General features: G+C 58.2%; 16 protein-coding genes and 3 pseudogenes. 16 read left to right on the top strand and 3 right to left on the bottom strand.

The genetic code is table 11. The annotated features are described in order from the left end of the window. Nucleotides 1-126 precede the first annotated feature (126 nt). Nucleotides 127-1,890, bottom strand: coding sequence for an L-lactate permease (locus ACYZUA_RS19645; protein WP_461960229.1), 1,764 nt, complete (start codon nucleotides 1,888-1,890; stop codon nucleotides 127-129). A gap of 172 nt (nucleotides 1,891-2,062) precedes the next feature. Here ACYZUA_RS19645 and ACYZUA_RS19640 point away from each other — a divergent pair, with 172 nt between their 5' ends. The 8 genes and pseudogenes from ACYZUA_RS19640 to ACYZUA_RS19605 all read left to right on the top strand — a co-directional run bounded on the left by ACYZUA_RS19640 (nucleotide 2,063) and on the right by ACYZUA_RS19605 (nucleotide 8,209). Further along, nucleotides 2,063-2,299 carry a hypothetical protein gene (locus tag ACYZUA_RS19640; protein WP_008151753.1) on the top strand — a complete coding sequence of 79 codons (237 nt, stop codon included), beginning with the start codon at nucleotides 2,063-2,065 and terminating at the stop codon, nucleotides 2,297-2,299. Between the two features lie 4 nt (nucleotides 2,300-2,303). Next, nucleotides 2,304-2,476, top strand: a pseudogene (locus tag ACYZUA_RS19635) (DUF1801 domain-containing protein); the annotation flags it as partial. Nucleotides 2,477-2,986: 510 nt separating this feature from the next. Further along, complete coding sequence (locus ACYZUA_RS19630) at nucleotides 2,987-4,390, top strand: MFS transporter (protein WP_461960228.1); 1,404 nt, start codon at nucleotides 2,987-2,989, stop codon at nucleotides 4,388-4,390. A gap of 84 nt (nucleotides 4,391-4,474) precedes the next feature. Then, nucleotides 4,475-4,672: pseudogene (locus tag ACYZUA_RS19625) on the top strand (sugar phosphate isomerase/epimerase); the annotation flags it as partial. Nucleotides 4,673-4,747: 75 nt separating this feature from the next. Next, nucleotides 4,748-5,620, top strand: a pseudogene (locus ACYZUA_RS19620) (CHAD domain-containing protein). 191 nt (nucleotides 5,621-5,811) lie between these two features. Continuing rightward, a complete protein-coding gene (locus tag ACYZUA_RS19615) occupies nucleotides 5,812-6,747 on the top strand; it encodes a Ppx/GppA phosphatase family protein (RefSeq protein WP_461960227.1) in 936 nt (311 codons plus the stop codon). Nucleotides 6,748-6,805: 58 nt separating this feature from the next. After that, nucleotides 6,806-7,222, top strand: coding sequence for an arsenate reductase ArsC (locus tag ACYZUA_RS19610; RefSeq protein WP_461960226.1), 417 nt, complete (start codon nucleotides 6,806-6,808; stop codon nucleotides 7,220-7,222). Between the two features lie 546 nt (nucleotides 7,223-7,768). Then, nucleotides 7,769-8,209, top strand: a complete 441-nt coding sequence (locus ACYZUA_RS19605; protein WP_461960225.1) for a cupin domain-containing protein — start codon at nucleotides 7,769-7,771, stop codon at nucleotides 8,207-8,209. Nucleotides 8,210-8,222: 13 nt separating this feature from the next. On the opposite strand, the gene ACYZUA_RS19600 is transcribed toward ACYZUA_RS19605, so the two are convergent. Further along, nucleotides 8,223-9,653: an MFS transporter gene (locus ACYZUA_RS19600; RefSeq protein ID WP_461960224.1), complete on the bottom strand. Its 1,431-nt coding sequence runs from the start codon at nucleotides 9,651-9,653 to the stop codon at nucleotides 8,223-8,225. Between the two features lie 134 nt (nucleotides 9,654-9,787). On the opposite strand from ACYZUA_RS19600, the gene ACYZUA_RS19595 reads away from it, so the two are divergent. The 6 genes from ACYZUA_RS19595 (at nucleotide 9,788) to ACYZUA_RS19570 (ending at nucleotide 16,801) form a co-directional block, all read left to right on the top strand. Next, nucleotides 9,788-10,678, top strand: a complete 891-nt coding sequence (locus ACYZUA_RS19595) for a LysR family transcriptional regulator (protein ID WP_461960223.1) — start codon at nucleotides 9,788-9,790, stop codon at nucleotides 10,676-10,678. Between the two features lie 527 nt (nucleotides 10,679-11,205). Next, nucleotides 11,206-12,543 carry a TackOD1 domain-containing metal-binding protein gene (locus ACYZUA_RS19590; protein WP_461960222.1) on the top strand — a complete coding sequence of 446 codons (1,338 nt, stop codon included), beginning with the start codon at nucleotides 11,206-11,208 and terminating at the stop codon, nucleotides 12,541-12,543. A gap of 5 nt (nucleotides 12,544-12,548) precedes the next feature. Beyond that, nucleotides 12,549-13,877, top strand: coding sequence for a glycosyltransferase family 2 protein (locus ACYZUA_RS19585; protein WP_461960221.1), 1,329 nt, complete (start codon nucleotides 12,549-12,551; stop codon nucleotides 13,875-13,877). A gap of 2 nt (nucleotides 13,878-13,879) precedes the next feature. After that, entirely contained in the window at nucleotides 13,880-14,728 is an 849-nt protein-coding gene (locus ACYZUA_RS19580) for a hypothetical protein (RefSeq protein ID WP_461960220.1), read from the top strand. Between the two features lie 6 nt (nucleotides 14,729-14,734). After that, complete coding sequence (locus tag ACYZUA_RS19575) at nucleotides 14,735-15,850, top strand: HlyD family secretion protein (protein WP_461960219.1); 1,116 nt, start codon at nucleotides 14,735-14,737, stop codon at nucleotides 15,848-15,850. 3 nt (nucleotides 15,851-15,853) lie between these two features. After that, nucleotides 15,854-16,801 carry an NAD-dependent epimerase/dehydratase family protein gene (locus ACYZUA_RS19570; RefSeq protein ID WP_461960218.1) on the top strand — a complete coding sequence of 316 codons (948 nt, stop codon included), beginning with the start codon at nucleotides 15,854-15,856 and terminating at the stop codon, nucleotides 16,799-16,801. Here ACYZUA_RS19570 and ACYZUA_RS19565 read toward each other — a convergent pair. Beyond that, nucleotides 16,773-17,033 (bottom strand): hypothetical protein, encoded by a 261-nt coding sequence (locus tag ACYZUA_RS19565; RefSeq protein ID WP_461960217.1) that lies wholly within the window; start codon nucleotides 17,031-17,033, stop codon nucleotides 16,773-16,775. The two genes, ACYZUA_RS19570 and ACYZUA_RS19565, sit on opposite strands and share 29 nt — an antisense overlap. A 296-nt stretch (nucleotides 17,034-17,329) precedes the next feature. Here ACYZUA_RS19565 and ACYZUA_RS19560 point away from each other — a divergent pair, with 296 nt between their 5' ends. Together ACYZUA_RS19560 and ACYZUA_RS19555 are read left to right on the top strand one after the other, a co-directional pair. Next, nucleotides 17,330-18,397, top strand: a complete 1,068-nt coding sequence (locus tag ACYZUA_RS19560) for a hypothetical protein (RefSeq protein ID WP_461960216.1) — start codon at nucleotides 17,330-17,332, stop codon at nucleotides 18,395-18,397. Nucleotides 18,398-18,413: 16 nt separating this feature from the next. Continuing rightward, nucleotides 18,414-18,767, top strand: a complete 354-nt coding sequence (locus tag ACYZUA_RS19555; protein ID WP_347804260.1) for a DUF1428 domain-containing protein — start codon at nucleotides 18,414-18,416, stop codon at nucleotides 18,765-18,767. Nucleotides 18,768-18,769: the final 2 nt, after the last annotated feature.

The raw sequence follows: 18,769 nt of genomic DNA, 5'->3' as shown, positions 1-18,769 counted from the left end.
ACAACGCCGGGGGCAAGAGCGTTTGGTTACTTGGGGCTTTTCCAAGTGGCCCGCCGTAAGGGCGAACCCTAAGTAGCCGTTACTGTAAAAACGGATATGGCCCCATCCCATCCCGAACTACATCAATCAATGCCCCCCAACAACCATATGACTGAACGGCGCCACATACGCCTGCAACGTCACCAAACCACCGACCAGAATGGCCAGGATGATCGAGTGGAAGAACACGTAACGCAGGATTTCCCCTTCATGCCCGTACCAGCGGGTGGCGGTCGAGGCCACCACGATCGACTGCGCGTCGACCATCTTGCCCATGACCCCGCCGGAACTGTTGGCGGCAGCCATCAACACCGGGCTGATCCCCAATTGCTCGGCGGTCACCCGCTGCAATCCGCCGAACAGCACGTTTGACGCCGTATCCGAGCCGGTCAACGCCACGCCGAGCCAGCCGAGCAAGGTGCCGAACATGGGGTAGAAGACGCCCGTCGCGGCGAAGGCCAGGCCCATGGTGGCGTCCAGGCCCGAGTAGCGGGTGAGGAATCCGAGGGCGAGCATCGCCACGATAGTAATCAACGAGTAACGCACCAACCAGATCGTTCGCAGGTAATGGTGGATCAACTGCGGGATGGAGTAACCCATCAACAACCCGCCGAGGATCGCCGACAACAGGATGCCGCTACCGGTGGCGGTGAACCAATTGAACTTGTAGATCGCCTCTTCGGTTTTCGGCGCAGGCACCACCGGTGGAACCTTCTCGATCTGCTGGTGAATGGTGGTGAAGGTCAGCGTCGGGGCGAAAATCGGGTTGGCTTCGCGCATCGGTTTGCCTTGCGGGTCGAGTTTGGCGGAGCTGGTGGCCGGATCGATCGCCGCGCGAGTATCGAACATGTTTTTGAAGCTCTGGGTGCCCCAGGCGAACACAAAGATCGTGAGGATGATCCAAGGCATCCAGGCGCGCATCACCGCCGAGCGGTTTTCGCTGTTGAAGGTGGCGGTCGCCGTGGGTTGTACGTCGTGCTCATCGTCGATCTTTGAGTTGTCTACCCGCCCTGACAGCGCGGCGGAGGTATGTATGGTGGCCGGCTTCCAGACCTTGAGGAAACCGGTCAGGCAGGCCATGGAAATCAGCGCGGCGATCACGTCCACCAGCATCGGTCCGTGGTAGTTGGACACGAGGAACTGCGGCACGGCAAAACTGACCCCGGCCACCAGAATCGCCGGCCAGACTTCCAGCATCTTGCGCCAACCGGCGAAGGCCCAGATCAACCAGAACGGCACGATCACCGAGAAGAACGGCAATTGCCGGCCGACCATCATCGACAGCTCCATTTCATCCAGCCCAGTCACCTTGGCCAGGGTAATGATCGGCGTGCCCAGCGCACCGAACGCCACGGGCGCGGTGTTGGCGATCAAGGCCAGGCCAGACGCGGCCAGGGGCGAGAAGCCCAGCCCGATCAGAATCGCTCCGGTCACCGCCACCGGCGTGCCGAAACCGGCGGCCCCTTCGAAGAAAGCACCGAAGCAGAAGGCAATCAGCAGCAGTTGCAGGCGTCGATCATCAGTGATGCGCGCCAGGGAATCCTGCAGCACTTTGAACGAGCCGTTCTCGGTGGTCAGCCGATGCAGGAAGATGATATTGAGCACAATCCAGCCAATGGGCAGCAAGCCATTGGCGGCGCCGTACAGTGCGGCCGAGCCAGCCATGTTCGCCGGCATGTCGAAGGCGAAGATCGCGATCACCAGCGCCGAGGCCAGGGCCAACAATGCGGCCAGATGCGCCTTGATATGGAAAAACGCCAGCGCTGCCAGCATCACCACGACCGGCACTGCGGCCATGAGGGTTGAAAGTATCGGGTTGCCGAACGGATCGTAGATTTGCTGCCAGACCATGTTCCACCTCTGCTTTTTATTGTTGGGAGTGCAGACCCCGAGGGGGCGGTGGCTTCTAGTATAGGTAGCATTACGGCGCTGTCCTGGCAGGCCTTTGAGTGGGCCGCACTGAGCTAACATGGCCAATGGGTAAATGCGCTACTCGGACTTCAACGACGGGAGAAATGCAGCCATGACTGAACGCCATATGCACCACAAGGAAACGTTGTCGAACGGATGCAAGATCGAGGTCAAAGCCGAGATTTTGAAGGACGGCTCACTGGGGATGTTTATCGGTGTTTACCGGCCGGACGGCACGGCCATTTTTGAGGATCACGATCCGAAACCGCATCTGCTGGACATGGAGGCAGCCTTTGACTGGGGGATCGAAAAGGCCAAGACCCTCGGCAACAGTCAAAAAACGCTGTAGAGCCCGGGCCGACCCCGACGTGGTCGAGGAATGGAAGTGGCGGGGGTTCCAGTGTGGTCGCACGCCGGAATCATCTGCACCGGCGAGACCTACAAACAGGTCGTGAAGCTGACGTTTGCCAGGGGTGTCTCGCTGGATTTGAGTGCGTTGTCGTACAACAATGCTCGGTCAACAAATCATTCATACCCCTGCTATTGACACCCGAAACGTCAAACGCTTAACGGATTCAGAATCCAGCAGCATGCACGATATCGCAGTGTTGAAGGGTAGCGTTTGTCGAGACGAACGGCTGTTTTTCAGATTGACAGCCCGGTAGTGAACTCGATATAAAAGGCACAGTTGTACGACGACAGACGATCACCGACTGTTAAACCCTAAAAATAAAAAGAGTGTCGGCCCCCATCATGAACACAACTCGCCCGCGCATCGCTCTGAATGCCGCTTCCTATCGTTCGACCTCGACTGCTTGCCCATCCCCTGGGTCAGGCCTGTCACATACAACTGTCCCACCAAACGCCCGATAGCTCTAGCCAAATGCCCAACTCCAGCCGCTGAGCATGGAGTACCCATTTTCGAGCCCGCAATACAGTGGCGTAGCCCCATCGCGTTTTGGCGATGCCTCACGGCACAATTGATCTCGCTTGAAACCGAGAGATCATCACCATAATCCAACAATAAAGTGATGCCATGAATCTGAACGAGCCCATCAATCCGCAACGAATCGGCCAGGCCGTCGGCAAGTACCGCTGGACGATTTGCGCGCTGTTGTTTTTTGCCACCACCGTCAATTACCTGGACCGCCAGGTACTGAGTCTGTTGGCGCCGGATCTGTCGACGCAATTTGGCTGGAGTAACACCGATTACGCGAACATCGCCTCTGTCTTTCAGTTTGTGTACGCGATTTCCATGCTGTTCGCCGGGCGCTTCGTTGACAAGATCGGCACCAAGAAGGCCTATGTGATAGCGATCTGCATCTGGTCGACCGGCGCGATCATGCACGCCTTTGCAGAGCCGATGGGCGAGGGGATTGCTGGCATCAGCAGTGCCTTGGGCCTTGCCGTCATCCCTGTTTCGATCGCCGGTTTCATGCTGTCGCGCGCCGTGCTGGCGATCGGCGAAGCGGGTAACTTCCCGATTGCGATCAAGGCCACCGCCGAATATTTCCCGAAGAAGGAGCGTTCCTTCGCCACCGGTATCTTCAACTCCGGCGCTAATGTGGGCGCGATCCTGGCACCGATCTGCGTGCCGCTGATTGCCGGTCTTTGGGGCTGGGAAGCGGCGTTCATCGTGATCGGTGCATTGGGCTTCGTTTGGGTGGTGGTATGGATTGCGCTATACGAAAAACCGGAGCAGCAAAAACGCCTGTCGGTGCAAGAGCTGGCCTATATCCGCAGCGATCAGGGCGCACAAGCGCTCACCGGTACTGACTCGGTTGAAGCTGCCAAAAAAGTATCGTGGTTCAAGTTGCTGACCTACCGCCAGACCTGGGCTTTTGCCTTCGGCAAATTCATGACCGACGGCGTGTGGTGGTTCTTCCTGTTCTGGCTTCCGACCTACCTGTCTGCGCAATACGGCATGAAGGGCCAGGCCATCGTATTGCCGCTTGCCGTGTTGTACAGCATGACCATGGTGGGCAGTATCGGCGGCGGCTGGTTCCCGAGCTATTTCATGTCACGCGGCGACGCGCCGTATGACGGCCGTATGAAAGCCATGCTGGTGATTGCTTTCTTCCCGCTGCTGGTACTGCTGGCGCAGCCATTCGGTTACATCAGTTTCTGGGTGCCGGTGCTGCTGATCGGTGTGGGCGCATCGGCGCACCAGGCGTGGTCGTGCAACATCTTCACCACCGTGTCTGACATGTTCCCGCAAAAATCCATCGCGTCGGTGGTTGGCATTGGCGGTTTGGCCGGCGGCTTGGGCGGCGTCGTGATGACCAAGATTGGCGGTTGGGTGATCGACCATTACAAACTGATCAACGATATCCATACCGGCTACATGATCATGTTTGCCATCTGTGCGCTGGCCTATCTGGTGGCGTGGAGCGTAATGAAGGTGCTGGTACCGCGTCATAAGGAAATCACCGACCTGTAAACTGTGACGCGCATGGCCTGCTGATTTCCCGTCCGCAGGCCATGCGCCCGTTTGACGTTATTTGTAGCGTTGCTCAAACACGGCCAGGTCCAGGTGCCTTTGAGCTTCGCCCAGCATCGACCCTGGCTGGAGCGTTTCATGGTCTGGTGGCGCTATGGGATTGAGGATTGGCTGGCCCGACCGAACGCACCCAAGAGTCTGTCCTTCACCGGTGAACTCTGTCCTCCGCCGTATGCCATCACGGGTGCCGACGGAGGGGACATCACCGATCGCTGGACTTAGGCGTTGATGCTGAAGGAGCTGATGCGCGAGGTCTGGAAGGCATGCCAGGTATGACCTCAAGGTGGTCAATATGTGATGGTCGCAGCCTTTGCTAAGCTCGTGTCAATTCCGTTTCAACGAGATGACCGAATGGCATTCGTCAACAAGTTCGTTGCTGAGATACTGGCCCTTCAGGTTGCCCTGTATCACGCCCGTGCTCGGTTGGAGGCACGGACTGATAGCGAAGCTTTGCACGATCTCAGGATCGCCGTGAGGCGTATCAGGAGTTTGCTCCGACCGATGCGCGCCATGAACGAGGTGGCGACGCTAAACATCGCGGCAGCTGAAGTGGGAAGGCTGACTACGCCCGCTCGGGATCTGGAGGTGATGATTTAGGAACTGGAGGGCAGGGGCTTTCCTGCCCACGTTCAGGTCAGGAAAGCGCGCTTGGCATCTCACTACACCAGGGTTCTAAAAAGCCCACACCTCAACAACCTGTTCATCCAATTGGATGAATGGCCTTCCATTTTTCGCTCAGTGGAAGTCAACGGCGGTTTGAAGCACATCCAACCTCAAATTGAAAAAGCACTGAAGAAGCAGATTGACCGGCTGCATGCTGCCGTGGATGACGCTGGGTTCGATCGGCACGAGTTGAGAATCCTGGTCAAGCGCACGCGCTACCTTACGGAAGCTTTTCCCAAGCTTTCACCTCTCTCGCGGAAAGCGGCGAGTTCACTCAAAGCCCTGCAATCGGCTTTGGGCGCCTGGCATGACCATTATCAATGGTGCCAAAAGGCGCTGATCGAATCCGACTTGCGTCCATTGGAAAAGGTTTGGCAAAGCTGCGCAGCAACCGCGCTCGACAAAGCCGAGACCCAATTGGTCGATTTGGCAAAACTGCTGCCAAAATCATCAGGCAAAAAAAAGCCGCCTAAAGTGGCAGCAGAAGAACGAGCACGCGTTGTATAGCCTGAGTATTACTGTCGAAGGTTACAGCGCGATGACACATTTTTTGCATCCTTCGAAGCTCACATCCTCAAGAGCCGCGATCCTGGTGTCTGCTCATCCGTAAAGGGCAGCGGGTGTCATCTTAGCGTCATCGATCCCATGGCAAGATCCTCGCAAACCGCCTAGTGCGCTCAGCTTGCAAGGAATCCCCCATGAAAGGAGACGCCTCTCTATTTGCAGCCATTGACGTTGGTTCTAATGCGTTTCGCATGATGATCGGCCAGTCAGTCAGACAGCGTCAGGGGTTCGTGATCCAGGAAGTGAAAACCCTGCGTGAACCTGTCCGTTTGGCGGAGGGGTCTCAAGGCGGCGCGCTGGACGAGTTGGCTCTGGATCGGGGATGGCAAGCGCTCGCGCGATTTGGCAAAAAGTTACGCGGCTTCGAGGCCGGTCGTGTGCGGGCGGTGGCGACCAGTGCCGTGCGCGAAGCCGACAATGCGCAACTGTTTTTGGCCAGCGCGGAGCGGCATCTGGGGTTTCGTATTGACGTCATCTCTGGGCATGAAGAGGCTCGACTGGTGTACGCCGGTGTTGCTCATACGGTGCCGGGTACACAGAGCAGGCGATTGGTCGTGGATATCGGTGGCGGCTCCACTGAATTGATTCTGGGGCAGGGCGCTCAGCCGCTGATGACCGAGAGTATTGCCATTGGCAGCGGCACCTTCGGCGCGCGTTACTTTCAGGGGGGCTGTATCACGGCTCAGGCGCTCCTGGAAGCTGAGCGCGTAGCCACTCTACAATTTGAAAAGGTGGCACGTCGGTATCGCGCGCTGGGTTGGCAGCAGGTGATTGGCTCTTCAGGCACCGCACGGATGCTGGCCAAAGTCCTCAAGGCCAACGGGTTGAACGACTATGGCGAAAGCGGCATCACGTACAGCGGTCTGTTGCGTTTGTCGTTGCGCCTGCTTGAAGTGGGGCATGTCAAACAGCTCGGCCTGGCGGGCTTGCAAACCCATCGCCAGAGCATCTTGCCTGGCGGTCTGGTGCTCATGCTGGCGGCATTCAAGGTATTTGGTGTCTCGCATATGACGCCTTCCGAGCCGGGCCTGAGGTTCGGCGTTCTGCATGGACTGATGAGTAAACACTGATCAACCCAGCAACCTTGCCTCGATGAAGGCCAACAGTTTGAAACAGGGGAAGAACGTTATGACTGACAAATGTCGAGTGCTGTTCGTTTGTGCGAAAAATGACGTTCGTTCACTCATGGCAGAAGCACTGCTGCGACACACTGACTCGGTACGCTTCGAAGCCTTCAGCGCTGGCCTCGAAGCCAGTGAGATCGACTCACGCGCCTTGGAATCTCTCGATCACATTGGGGTAGATCGCGCGGGGTTACGTAGTAAAGCAATCGATGAGTTTGAGGGACAGCCGTTCGACTATGTCATCACCCTGTGTGATAAATCGTCCGAAGAGGCCTCTCGAATGCCATCTTCCGGAGAGGTGATGGTGTGGAGCTTCGAAGATCCGACGACCAGCGAGCGACATGAGCCTTTTCGTCATGCCCTCCAGGAAATTCACGACCGCATCAAAATGTTCGTCACCGTGAAGACCCGGCAGTCATAGGTCGAGGGAGGAGCCGGCACTGTGCTTTGCCCCAGTGAGGTGTGTCACTGGTGTTAGTGTTTTTCCATCCTGTAGCGCTACCCACAGGGCAAAATCGTTCTAAAAAGCCCGCCTTGCGCTTTGGAGTTTGTACTACTCTTGAAGGTGTAGGTGAAGACGCAGACTGATGCGCAAGCGGATGGCAAGGAAACGTGGGGCGCGTTCCGAAGGGGACACGGTTAGAAAGATCTCCGCGCTGAGATCCAGCCCTTATGCCGTGTGAAGCAGGACAGCACAAAACTGTTCTGTGGGAGTCCTGATAAACCTTGTAAGCCGGAGACCAGCACCGGCCACCTACTCGATTTACGAAGCCCGCCTTGTGCGGGCTTTTTCATAGTGCAGAACCCGTTTGTATCGGAACGTATCCGGTGCGCCTTCAGCTAACTCCGCATACAAATCCAAGGCATTTCGACACTTGCGCGATACACGGCGGCCTCCAAATAGAGCCACCGCATCCGCGGCAAGCTCTGCGCGCATTCCCGCGCACTGATTGATTGGAGAAATGCCATGTCCCGTTTCAACCGCCGTATCTCTGCTGGCATGCTCGGCGTCGCCGTTGCCGCGGCATTCACTGCCTTCGCGGGCCTCTCTCAAGCCGAAGAGGCGCCTCCTGTAAAGAGCTGGCAGGCGGGTCTTCACCGCACCGATCTGCTGCGTCAGGACCTCGATGTCGCGGGGCGTGAAGTGATCCAGGTTCGCGTTGATTTCGAGCCGGGTGTGACATCTCCCAAGCATTCTCATCCCGGGGTGGAAGTGGCCTATGTGATTGAAGGCACGTTTGAATATCAACTTGAAGGGCGTCCACCGATTACGCTCAAAGCCGGCGATTCCTTGTACATCCCGGCAGGCACCGCGCACGTCGCGAAGAACGTCGGCGCGAGCAAAGCGTCTGAGCTGGCGACGTACATTGTGAAAAAAGACACGCCACTGGTCGTGCTGGAAAAGTAAACGACCTGTCGGCTTACCGGCGTTCACGACGCACTGCCAGCGCGCGGCTTCCCAGCGCGATGGCCAGTGCGACAGCGATCAGCACCAGCGCCGCGACGAAGGTGATCCGCAGACCGCTGGCAACCGATTCGGGTCGCGCCGTTGCAATGTCGACCGAGGCCGATGCGAGCGCGAACACCGCACCCAGGGCGGACGCCCCCGTGATGAGCCCCAGATTGCGCGACAGGTTGAGCAGGCCGGAGATGACGCCTCGCTGGTCCGGCTGAACATCCGCCATGACCGCCGTGTTGTTGGCTGTCTGGAACAGGGCATAGCCGAGGGTTATCACGACCATGGGCAAGAGATAGCCGCCGATACCGAACGTCTCCGGCAATACCGACAGCATGAGGCACCCGGTCGCCATGGCGATGAGCCCGGCGAGGGTCATGCGTTGGGCGCCAAAGCGGTCGGCAATACGGCCAGCGGGCACGCCCGTCAGTGCCGCGACAAACGGCCCGACCGATAAGACCAGTCCAACCAGCACGGCATCGAGCCCCAGCCCATGGGCGAGATAGAAAGGCCCAACCACGAGCGTTGCCATCATCACTGTCGCGACGAGCAGGCTCATGGCAAGGCTGCCACTGAGTGCGGGATCGCGGAACATCGCCAATCGAATCAACGGTGAGGTGACTCGAGCCTCGGTGAATACAAAGAGGCAGGCGCCGCCGCCCGCCGCCAACAGCAAGGCAATGTTGAACGGGCCGAAGCTGCCTCGGCCAAGGGTCATGGCCAGCGCATAAGCGGCGAGCGTCAACGCCAGCAGCAGCGTGCCCAGCGGGTCGAAACCGGTGCGCTCGGTCCTGGGCTTCTGGTGATCGGCGGGCAAGTAACGATGCGCGAGCACCAGCGTCACCAAGCCCAACGGTACGGTGATGAGGAATATCGCCTGCCAGCCAAACCCGCCAATCAGCAGGCCACCGAGCGATGGCCCCATCGCGGTGCCAATCGCCGACATCGTCCCGAGCAAGCCCATGGCGCTGCCGGTTTTGGCCTTCGTCACCGTCTCGCCGACAAACGCCATGGTCAGCGCCATCATGATTGCCGCACCGATTCCTTGCAGCGCCCGGGCGCCAATCAGCAGCCACAGCGTGGGCGCCAAACCGCACAGGGCTGACGCCAGGGTGAACAGACCGATGCCGGCCAAGAGCAACCGCCGACGGCCAGTGATGTCACCGAGTCGACCGACGCTGACAATCAGGGTGGTAATCGCCAATAGGTAGGCGAGGACGATCCACTGCACGTGCTGGAAGGAGGCGTTGAACACCTGGGCCAAGGTCGGCAAACCCACATTGGCGATGCTGGTGCCGAGCGAGGACAGCAGCATCGACAGCGAAAGACTGACCAGCGCCCACCGAACCGACGGGGTCTGTTGCGCACGCTCTGCGACTGCGCTGAGTGATTTCATGCTGTTCCTCTTTTCTGGCCACTCACGAAGCGGAGCTATCAGAAAGCTACGCCTCGGCCTAACATGGCGGAAGGCGCACCGTTTGCACTTGATACGTGCGTCCAACGCCATATCACTCTGCTGCGGGGCGCTGTATGTCCACTCCCGATTTCAACTTGTTGCTCACCCTTGATGTGCTGCTCGCTGAAGGCAGCGTGGCGCGCGCCGCCAAACGCTTGCGCCTGAGCCCGTCGGCGATGAGCCGGGCATTGGCGCGATTGCGTGAAACCACCGGCGACCCTCTGTTGGTCAGGGCCGGACGCGGTCTGGTTGCCACCCCGCGCGCGCTCGAACTGCGCGAGCGGGTCAGTCAGTTGGTGCAGGACGCCGAAGCGGTGCTTCGGCCTGCCGAGCAACCCGACCTCAGCCAACTGAGCCGCACGTTCACGCTGCGCACCAGTGAAGGCTTTGTGGAGAACTTTGGCGCAGAACTGATTGCGCGCGTTGCCGAGCAAGCCCCTGGCGTGCGGCTGCGCTTCATGCACAAACCCGACAAAGACAGCGCGTCACTGCGCGACGGGACGGTCGATCTGGAAACGGGTGTGGTGGGGACAACCGCTGGCCCGGAGTTGCGTACCCAGGGCTTGTTTCGGGATCGTTTTATTGGCGTCGTGCGATTGGGGCATCCGCTCAGCGAAGGCGAGATGACCCCCGCGCGTTATGCGGCGGGCAGCCACATCAGCGTCTCTCGGCGGGGGCTCGACAAGGGACCCATTGATGAAGCTCTTGAGCCCCTGAAGCTGGATCGGCACATAGCAACCATCGTCGCGGGCTTCTCTACTGCGCTGGCGCTCGCCCGGGCCACTGACCTGATCGTCAGCGTTCCCGAACGCCACACCACCAGCCTGCGCGCCGGCATGCACAGCTTCGCACTGCCGTTGTCTCTGCCGGCGTTCACCGTCGCCATGCTCTGGCATCCGCGGCTGGATGCCGACCCCGTGCATCGCTGGTTGCGGGGTTGCCTTCGGGATGTTTGTGCTGATTAAGAAAGTTGTCAGATCTGATCTAATGTTCATTATTGAAACAGTGCTGTTTCACTTGTTTAACACTTGGTTGTTCTGGTTCTATGAATGATTAATTTTGGTATAAAAACTCTTTGAACTTATTAATATATGGGCGGTAGGTGAAAGGCTGTCGCAAATGGGAATTAACTGCTGACGCTAACAGTGGCGCAACGATATCAATGGTGGCCATTAACTAGTAGTGAGTATAGTTGTAACGCGTGAGTTACTTAGTGTGGTTAACATGATGAAATATAAACGATTATTTTTTGTGGTGAATAGATGACTTGTTGAGCCGCAACGCGATGAGCCAGACGGGATCCAATTAAAGCTGATGCCGAAATATTGGCGGTCGATATGTCAAAAAATAACTTCATAATAATACTGACGTTTTTCTGATGCGGTGCTAGTGTTTCTAACTCCTGTTAACCGTACTTGTCTGTCTGCAGAGGCTGTGCGTCATGCCGACTCCAACTCCACGGATTGCGATATTGGGCAATAGAGTTCCAAGCTTGAATCTTCCGGAGCTTGAGCACTTCGCCGATCTTGGCAGCTTGTTGGCTGCACCCGCCTTTGATGTCCTGCTGCTGGACCTGCCAGCGGTTTATGCCGGACGGGTGCTTCGAAAGTTGCGCACCATTCCCCCTTATCGCTACAGCCTCATTTACTGTTGCCGTGATCAGAACGGCTGGTGTGAAGCCTTGAGTGATGGCGCGTGCCCTGTCGATTCCAGCGAAACAAAAAGCCTCTGGGGGGTGTGGCGAGAACGCTACAGGTTGTTCAAACAGGGTTCTGGCCCTGAGCGTTTTGAAAGTCGGGTGCTTTCATGGTTGTGGTTGCGCGACAACGCCCACATCTATGCCCTTCGAGACCCGGAGGTGCCTCAGCATTATCGCTATCCGTTGCTGGACGCCCTGGCTGATAACGAGCAGGTCAACTCGTTTGGGTGGCTCAGTTTGATGGTGCAGCAGGACTGGCTGGAAGAGGAAATTCTGGTCGATCGCGTTCGCCTGTGTTCGGAGTGTGGCTCGGGCCGGCTCAATTACATTGATGTGTGTGCCGAATGTCAGGCTCTGGACATTTCACGGCAGCCTTCATTGCACTGCTTTACCTGTGGGCATGTGGGACCACAGGAATCCTTCCTCAAGGACGGGGTGTTGTTGTGCCCCAACTGCTTGAACCGGTTGCGCCATATCGGCACTGATTACGACCGCCCGATGGAGAACTATCGCTGTCGGTCATGTCAGGCGTTTTTTGTCGATGCCGAAGTGCAGGCGCGCTGCCTGGATTGCGGCCTGTCACACAGGCCCGACAAGTTGCGCGTACGCGAGGTCAGAGATTTCCGTCTGGCGGAGGCCGGCCGTTTCCGCTGTCGCCAGGAGTTCAGCGATCAAACGGCCCATCACTTCGGTCGACTCAATCTGTTAGGCGGCAAGGATTTCTATGAGCTGCTGACCTGGCAGATGCAGGTTGTACGCCGCTACCAGACGCCTGCCTTCTCCCTGCTCGGTCTGCGCTTCGTCAACCTGGCCGATACATTGACTCGCCTGGGTGAACACCACGGCCATGCCTTCATCGATAGCGTGGCTGATCGATTGAAGGAAACCGTCAGGGATACAGACCGCTGCTCTCGAAGTACCGAAGAGTACTTCTGGATCATGCTTCCCCATACCGATGGCAACGGCCTGGAAACCGTCAAACAACGCTTGGGCCGGGTCGCCGAGTTGTTTTCAGCACCGGAGGTCAGCGACATTTCCTTGCGTGTCGTCAGCATCACGGCGCCCCAGGATCTGCTCGAACAGGAAGATGGCGAACTACTACTGGCCCGTCTGGCCAGTGAGTTGGCGTGACCGCCATGAGCCCTTTCCTGGAGCAACTCCTCAGCGCACTCAGCGGGCTCATGGGGCCGGATGGTTTGAGCCGGGTGTTTTTCATGCTTTTCCCTTTGTTTCTGATCTTTGAATTGCCCCTGATGATCATGGTGATGCTGGGTGTTTTGCGCTGGTTCGCACGTCGGCGCTCCCGTATACCGAGGATCAGTCTCTATCGGCCCAAGGTCTCTTGCATCATTACCTGCTACAGCGAAGGGATGGATGTTCAGACCACGCTGTTAAGCCTGTGCGAGCAGACGTACCCCGGCCACATCGAGATGATTCCGGTGGTGGACGGGGCCACGGCGAACCAGCCGACGCTCAGCGCCGTTCGCAGTTTTTGCGTGGATCCGAAGCTGTACCCCAGACGCCATTTGCGCCCGATCGCCAAATGGCAGAGGGGCGGGCGGGTGTCGTCGTTGAACGCCGGCCTGTCGCTTGCCAGCGGTGAAATCGTGATGGCGCTCGACGGTGATACGTCCTTCGACAACAACATGGTCAGCTCCATCGTGCGTCACTTCGAGGACCCGTCGGTGCCCGCGGTCGCCGGTAGCCTGCGAGTGCGCAATGTCTGGGCTTCCTGGGTGACCGCGATGCAGGCACTGGAATACCTGTTGTCCATCCACATGTCGAAAATCGGTCTGGCCGAATGGAACCTGGTCAATAACGTCTCGGGGGCCTTCGGGGCATTCCGCCGCAGCTTTCTGGTGAAAATCGGTGGCTGGAACACACACACCGCGGAGGATCTGGACCTGACGTTGCGCATCAAAAGTTACTTCAAGCGCCACGACTTGAGGATTCCCTTCGAGCCGGAAGCGATTGGACACACCGATGCACCGTCGACGCTCAGTCAGTTTCTGATGCAGCGCTTGCGCTGGGATGGCGACCTGTTTTTTCTGTACATCAGAAAGCACAACCGCAACATCAGCCCCAGCTTGTTGGGCTGGCCGTCCTTTCTGATGATCCTGCTCAGTGGCTTCTTTTTTCAGCTGGTGCTGCCGTTCCTCATCTTCAGCTACACCTTGCTGGCGTTATTTGTTCTGCCAGGCAAGACGCTGTTGTTTCTGTTTGTACTGATCTATGCGCTGTACCTGATGATCACCGCGATGTTGTTCGGCGCCATGTTGATGATGGTGTCCGACCGGCCTGCAAAGGACATGGTCCTGGGGTTGTTGGTGCCTTTCTTTCCCCTGTTCATGCTACTCCTGCGGTGCTGGAGCGCAGTGGCCATGCTCAACGAGATCTTTCGCCGGGGCCACGAAGAAAGCTCCATGGCACCGTGGTGGGTGCTTAAACGCGCCACGAGGTTTTGATTATGCGTTCGATACTTCTGCTGCTGACACTGTCGTTGCCCCCCACGATACTGGCCGCACAACCCCTGCCGACTCCGGCGGTGGGGGCGCCGTCGAGCCAATGGTCCCAGGCCAGTTATGTCTGGGACAGCGAAGCGTTGCTCGATCCCGATCATCGTCAGGCGGAGCTCGAGCAACTGCGTAAAGCCGGGATGGACAAGATCTACCTTGGCCTCAAGTCCTCCCAGTTGAAAGACCTTGCCACGACGCGCCAACGGCTGGAGCAATTGCTGCGGGACGCGGCCGGCAAAGGGGTGCAAGTCAGCCTGTTGCTCGGTGATCCGGCCTGGATGGAGCCGCAGGACCGCCATCAGCTCACCGACTTACTGGCAAAACTGAAGGGGCTTTCATTCGCCAGCCTGCACCTGGACCTGGAACTCGAACAACTGGGTGTGCCGGTTCCGGATCAGCGCTTGAAGGACTTGCTCGATACCTTGCGCGCAGCCTCGGCAGCCAGCCCTTGGCCGGTAGAAATCTCCAGCCATCATCGTTGGTTCGCTGAAGCAAAACCCGGAAAAACCTGTCTGCCATGCGCGCTTCCCGAGGCGGGCGTGCGTCAGGTCAGCCTGATGATCTACACCCGTAACCCGAAAAACAGCGCACGAATGGCAGAACAGATCGCCCAACGTTGGCCCGATCTGCAGTTCCGCCTGGCGCAAAGCACGGAGCCGCAACTGGATGCCACTGAATCCTGGGCCGGCGCGTCGACTGAGCAGTTGCAGCACCAGACCCGTGTCTGGCGCGAACAGCTGCAACCACGGGGAATTGCCGGCATTGACTGGCAAGCCTGGCGAGACTTTCCAAAACGGTGAGCCGTCATGAAGATTCGATTCGATAGTCGCAAAGAACTGAGCCCGACCCAGGAACACGGTTTGAGTGTTCTCTATGCGCCGGGCAAGCGCGTGGCGTTTCGCGTGCGTTGGTATTTGATCCTGTTCCTGGTCGCGAGTCCCTTGATCTGGCTGGGAGGGAAGCTGACTTACGGCATATTGATGATCGACGCACCGGCGCAATTGCGCCTGCCGATTCTTGAGGTGCGCGCACGGGAGGCCGGTCGGGTCGATCAACTGTTTGTCATGGCCGGTGAACAGGTCCAGATCGATCAACCGTTGGTCAGTCTCGACAATCCCGAATGGCGTGCGCGGCTCTTGCAGCTCGCCGCGATGCCGACCAAAGCCGTGCCAACCAACAACGCCAAACTGGACAAGAGAGAGCGTCAGTTGCTCAGGACCCGAGTGAACAGGACGGAGGAACGCGTGCAGGTGCTTGAGGACCTCGTTTTATCCGGCGCCGTCTCTCGTGGAGAAGTGCTGGCAGCCCAATCCGAACTCGATGCTTTCAAAGCCGACCTGTTGGCGTTCGAGCGCCGCGAGCAACTGGCTCGTCAGTCGCCGGTGAGCGTTGAGCGCGAGATTATTCAACAGACCGCCGAAAAGCAGTGGTTGAAAACTCGCCTCGCGGCACTGTCGGTCAACGCTACGCAAAGCGGTCGAATTGCGGAGGTGTTGGTCACGCCCGGCGAAAACGTCGGTGCGGGCACGTTGTTGATGCGCCTTGAGCGGCTGGAAGAGCCTCTGCTGTGGATTTATCTGGAACCGTTGAATATCAGCTACGCCGCGATTGGCCAGCCGCTGCGCGTCCGCATGCCCGATGGCGAGTGGTTGGCGGCCCATGTTGTCCAGGCTGTCGACAGCGCCGGTCGCACGCCGACGGTGTTGCGTGGGCCATTCGCTGCCAGTGAAATGGGCTTGCAGGTCGCCGCCCGGTTTGATCGCCCTCTGTCGCCGCGCTGGAGAATCGATCAACTGCCGTTGAATGTGCGCTTTCCCACCGACTGGGAACAAATGCTCAGTAACAGCCGGGAATTCTTCGAACAAATAGGCGACTTCATTGCAATGGAACGAACACCCACCACTGCACCGGGGAGTAAATAAATCATGACTGCTGATCGAATTCTTGTGACGGGCGGTGCCGGTTTTATCGGTTCGCACTTGGTCGAAGCACTGCTTGAAAGTGGTTATAGCGTTCGGGTTCTGGACGATCTTTCCAGTGGAAAATTGTCGAACTTGCCGATTGATCGCTGCCATTTGACCCTGGTGGTGGGGGATGTCGCCGACGCGCCGACAGTGGAGCGGGCAATGAAAGACTGTAGCGCGGTGGTGCATCTGGCGGCGGTGGCCTCGGTGCAGGCGTCGGTCGATGACCCGGTCGCGACTCACCAAAGCAATTTTGTCGGTACGCTGAATATCTGCGAAGCCATGCGCCAGGCAGGCGTAAGACGAGTGGTTTACGCGTCCAGTGCGGCGATCTATGGCAACAATGGCGAGGGCATGGCGATTACCGAGGACACGCCCAAAAATCCGCTGACCCCGTATGCCGCCGACAAGCTGGCCAGCGAACATTTTCTCGATTTCTATCGTCGCCAGCATGGTCTTGAACCAGTCATTCTGCGGTTCTTCAATATTTACGGACCCCGACAGGACCCTTCATCGCCTTACTCTGGCGTCATCAGCATTTTCAGCGAGAGGGCGCAAAAAAAACTCCCCATCACGGTTTACGGGGATGGGGAGCAAACAAGGGACTTTGTTTACGTCAATGACCTCGTCAAGGTGCTGGTACAGGCGGTCGGGGAGTCAAAGCCGTGTATCGAGCCGGTCAATGTCGGGTTTAACCGATCCACCAGCGTTAATGATCTGGCAGCGGCATTGAGCGAACTCCTGGGGCGACCCCTGACGTTGAACTACGACGCGCCACGTTCCGGAGATATCAAACATTCGCGCGCCGACAACAGTCGCCTGCTTGAGCGTTTCTCCTTGAACTCACCGACCTGTTTTACCGAAGGTCTGGGTCAACTGCTCAGAAGTATTGATTCCGGGGGACGGTAGCGGCGAGCTCAGTCGCCAGCAGGTGCTCCTCCAGCACATCGCTCAGGAACCGGAACTGATCATTGAGCCCGATCACTTCATTGTTGAAGTGATTGGCGGCGGACGGCATCAGAAACGCCTCGAAGTTTTTGTCGAACACCAGTTCGAACGTTTTGCGCGAAACGAATGACTGGGAATAGTAGTTGTTGCCGAACACCGCAAAGCTTACAGCCAGGGTCACGGAGTGGATCATGACGTGCGCTCCTCGGACAGGACGTACAAGGAAAAAACGCTCAGTGTGACGGCCGTCAGGGCCAGGCAGGTCAGGAGATGGATAATCATGATTCGCCCCTCCGATGCGGGGTTTTGCGTTGGGTCAGGCTCGATCCTACGCTGACGGTTTTTGAGCGGAAGGCTTTCGCGGCAATGGTGAATATCGACATAAGTGATGGTGGGATCATCGCTGACTGTTCCGGCCTCAGTGTGGTCAGCCGCCTATACTCAGGCATATAGCCCTAGTTCTGATTTCAACCCGAGAGAACCGCGATCTTGAACGTGCGTTCGCTGATCGTCGCCGTGTTGGTGGTGCTGGCGGGATGCGCCACGCCTGTGCGTGCCCCGGTGGAAGTGGTGCCGGTGATTGTTTCCCAGAGCACCTGGCAGATTGTCGACCAGGAGATTGTCGCGGCGTCGCGATCGGCCACCGAGCAAACCAAAATTTACGCGCGCGGTGCGATGGAGTACTGGCGAACGCGGGTCTATCAACTGACCGAAGAGAACTTCATTCCATGGTTCAGCAGTTACTGGACTCAGGAATGGCTGTCGATGAAGGTCAGCTGGTACACCCTTAGCGCCAAGGGCGAGCAAGATGCCTCGGCCAAGCGCCTGGCGGCCTATCTGCTGGAGCAATACCAGGAACGTGTGCTGGCGCCGGTTGCAGTGGAGATCGATCCCGACGCGATTCTCGGCCTGGCAACGGCGTTCTACGTGGATATTCTTCAGGAAGCACTGCAGAAAATCTCCCAGCGCCATGGCGTGCCGATGGCTCAGCTCAATGGCCGAATCCAGAAAATCCCCGCCATCGCCCTCGGGCCACCGCCCGCGCGGGACGCCTCGCTGTATCAGGTGGTGCACACCCAGCCGTTGAACACGCTGCCGGCCTATGCGGCGCTGATCGAGAAAATCCACAAGGCAGGTGGCGACAGGGGCGTTGATTCGACAGACACCGCCATGGCGCCGGTGGCCAAGCGCGCCAGTAAACGGATGGAAGCCGAAATGGTCCCGCGAGGTGCAGCCAGTGCAGTGGCCGCTGCAGCGGGCAAATTGGCCGGGGGCTTGATTTCCGTGGGTGTGGCGGGTATTCGCGCGATTATCCAGGCCAATGACCGGCCTGACAGCGAGGCACTGATTCGCAGCAGTCTGGGCAACACGTTCGACAAGGCCTGGCTGAAGCTGGTGCAAAACCCGACCACCGGCGTGATGGCCGGAACGTTGTACATGGCGGCGCAGATCGAGGGCAATCTGGCGGGAAGCGTCGAAGTACCGTCGGTCAGTTCGGGCAGCGGATCTGTCGATTGGGGGGTTACGGAATCGACTAACCAGCAGATCACCCCATAACCCAAGGAGAAGGACCATGTCCTACGTTGATGGCTTTATCGCTGCAGTACCTACCGCCAACCGCGAAAAATTCAAGAAACACGCCGAAACCGCCGCTGTCATTTTCAAGGAAAGCGGTGCCCTCAGCGTCGCCGAATGCTGGGGCGACGACGTCCCTGACGGCAAAGTGACCTCGTTTCCGATGGCGGTAAAACTCAAGGAAGACGAAACCGTGGTGTTTTCCTGGATCGTCTGGCCAGACAAGGCCACCCGCGATGCAGGCATGGAAAAACTCATGACCGATCCGCGTATGCAGCCAGACGTCAACCCGATGCCATTCGATGGCCAGAGGCTGATCTTTGGCGGGTTCGAAATGATCGTAAAAGCCTGAAT

The organism is Pseudomonas sp. LS2P72 (genome assembly GCF_054897865.1).
Note: the sequence above shows the minus strand (reverse complement) of the source record. Positions and strands in the feature narration are given on the sequence as shown.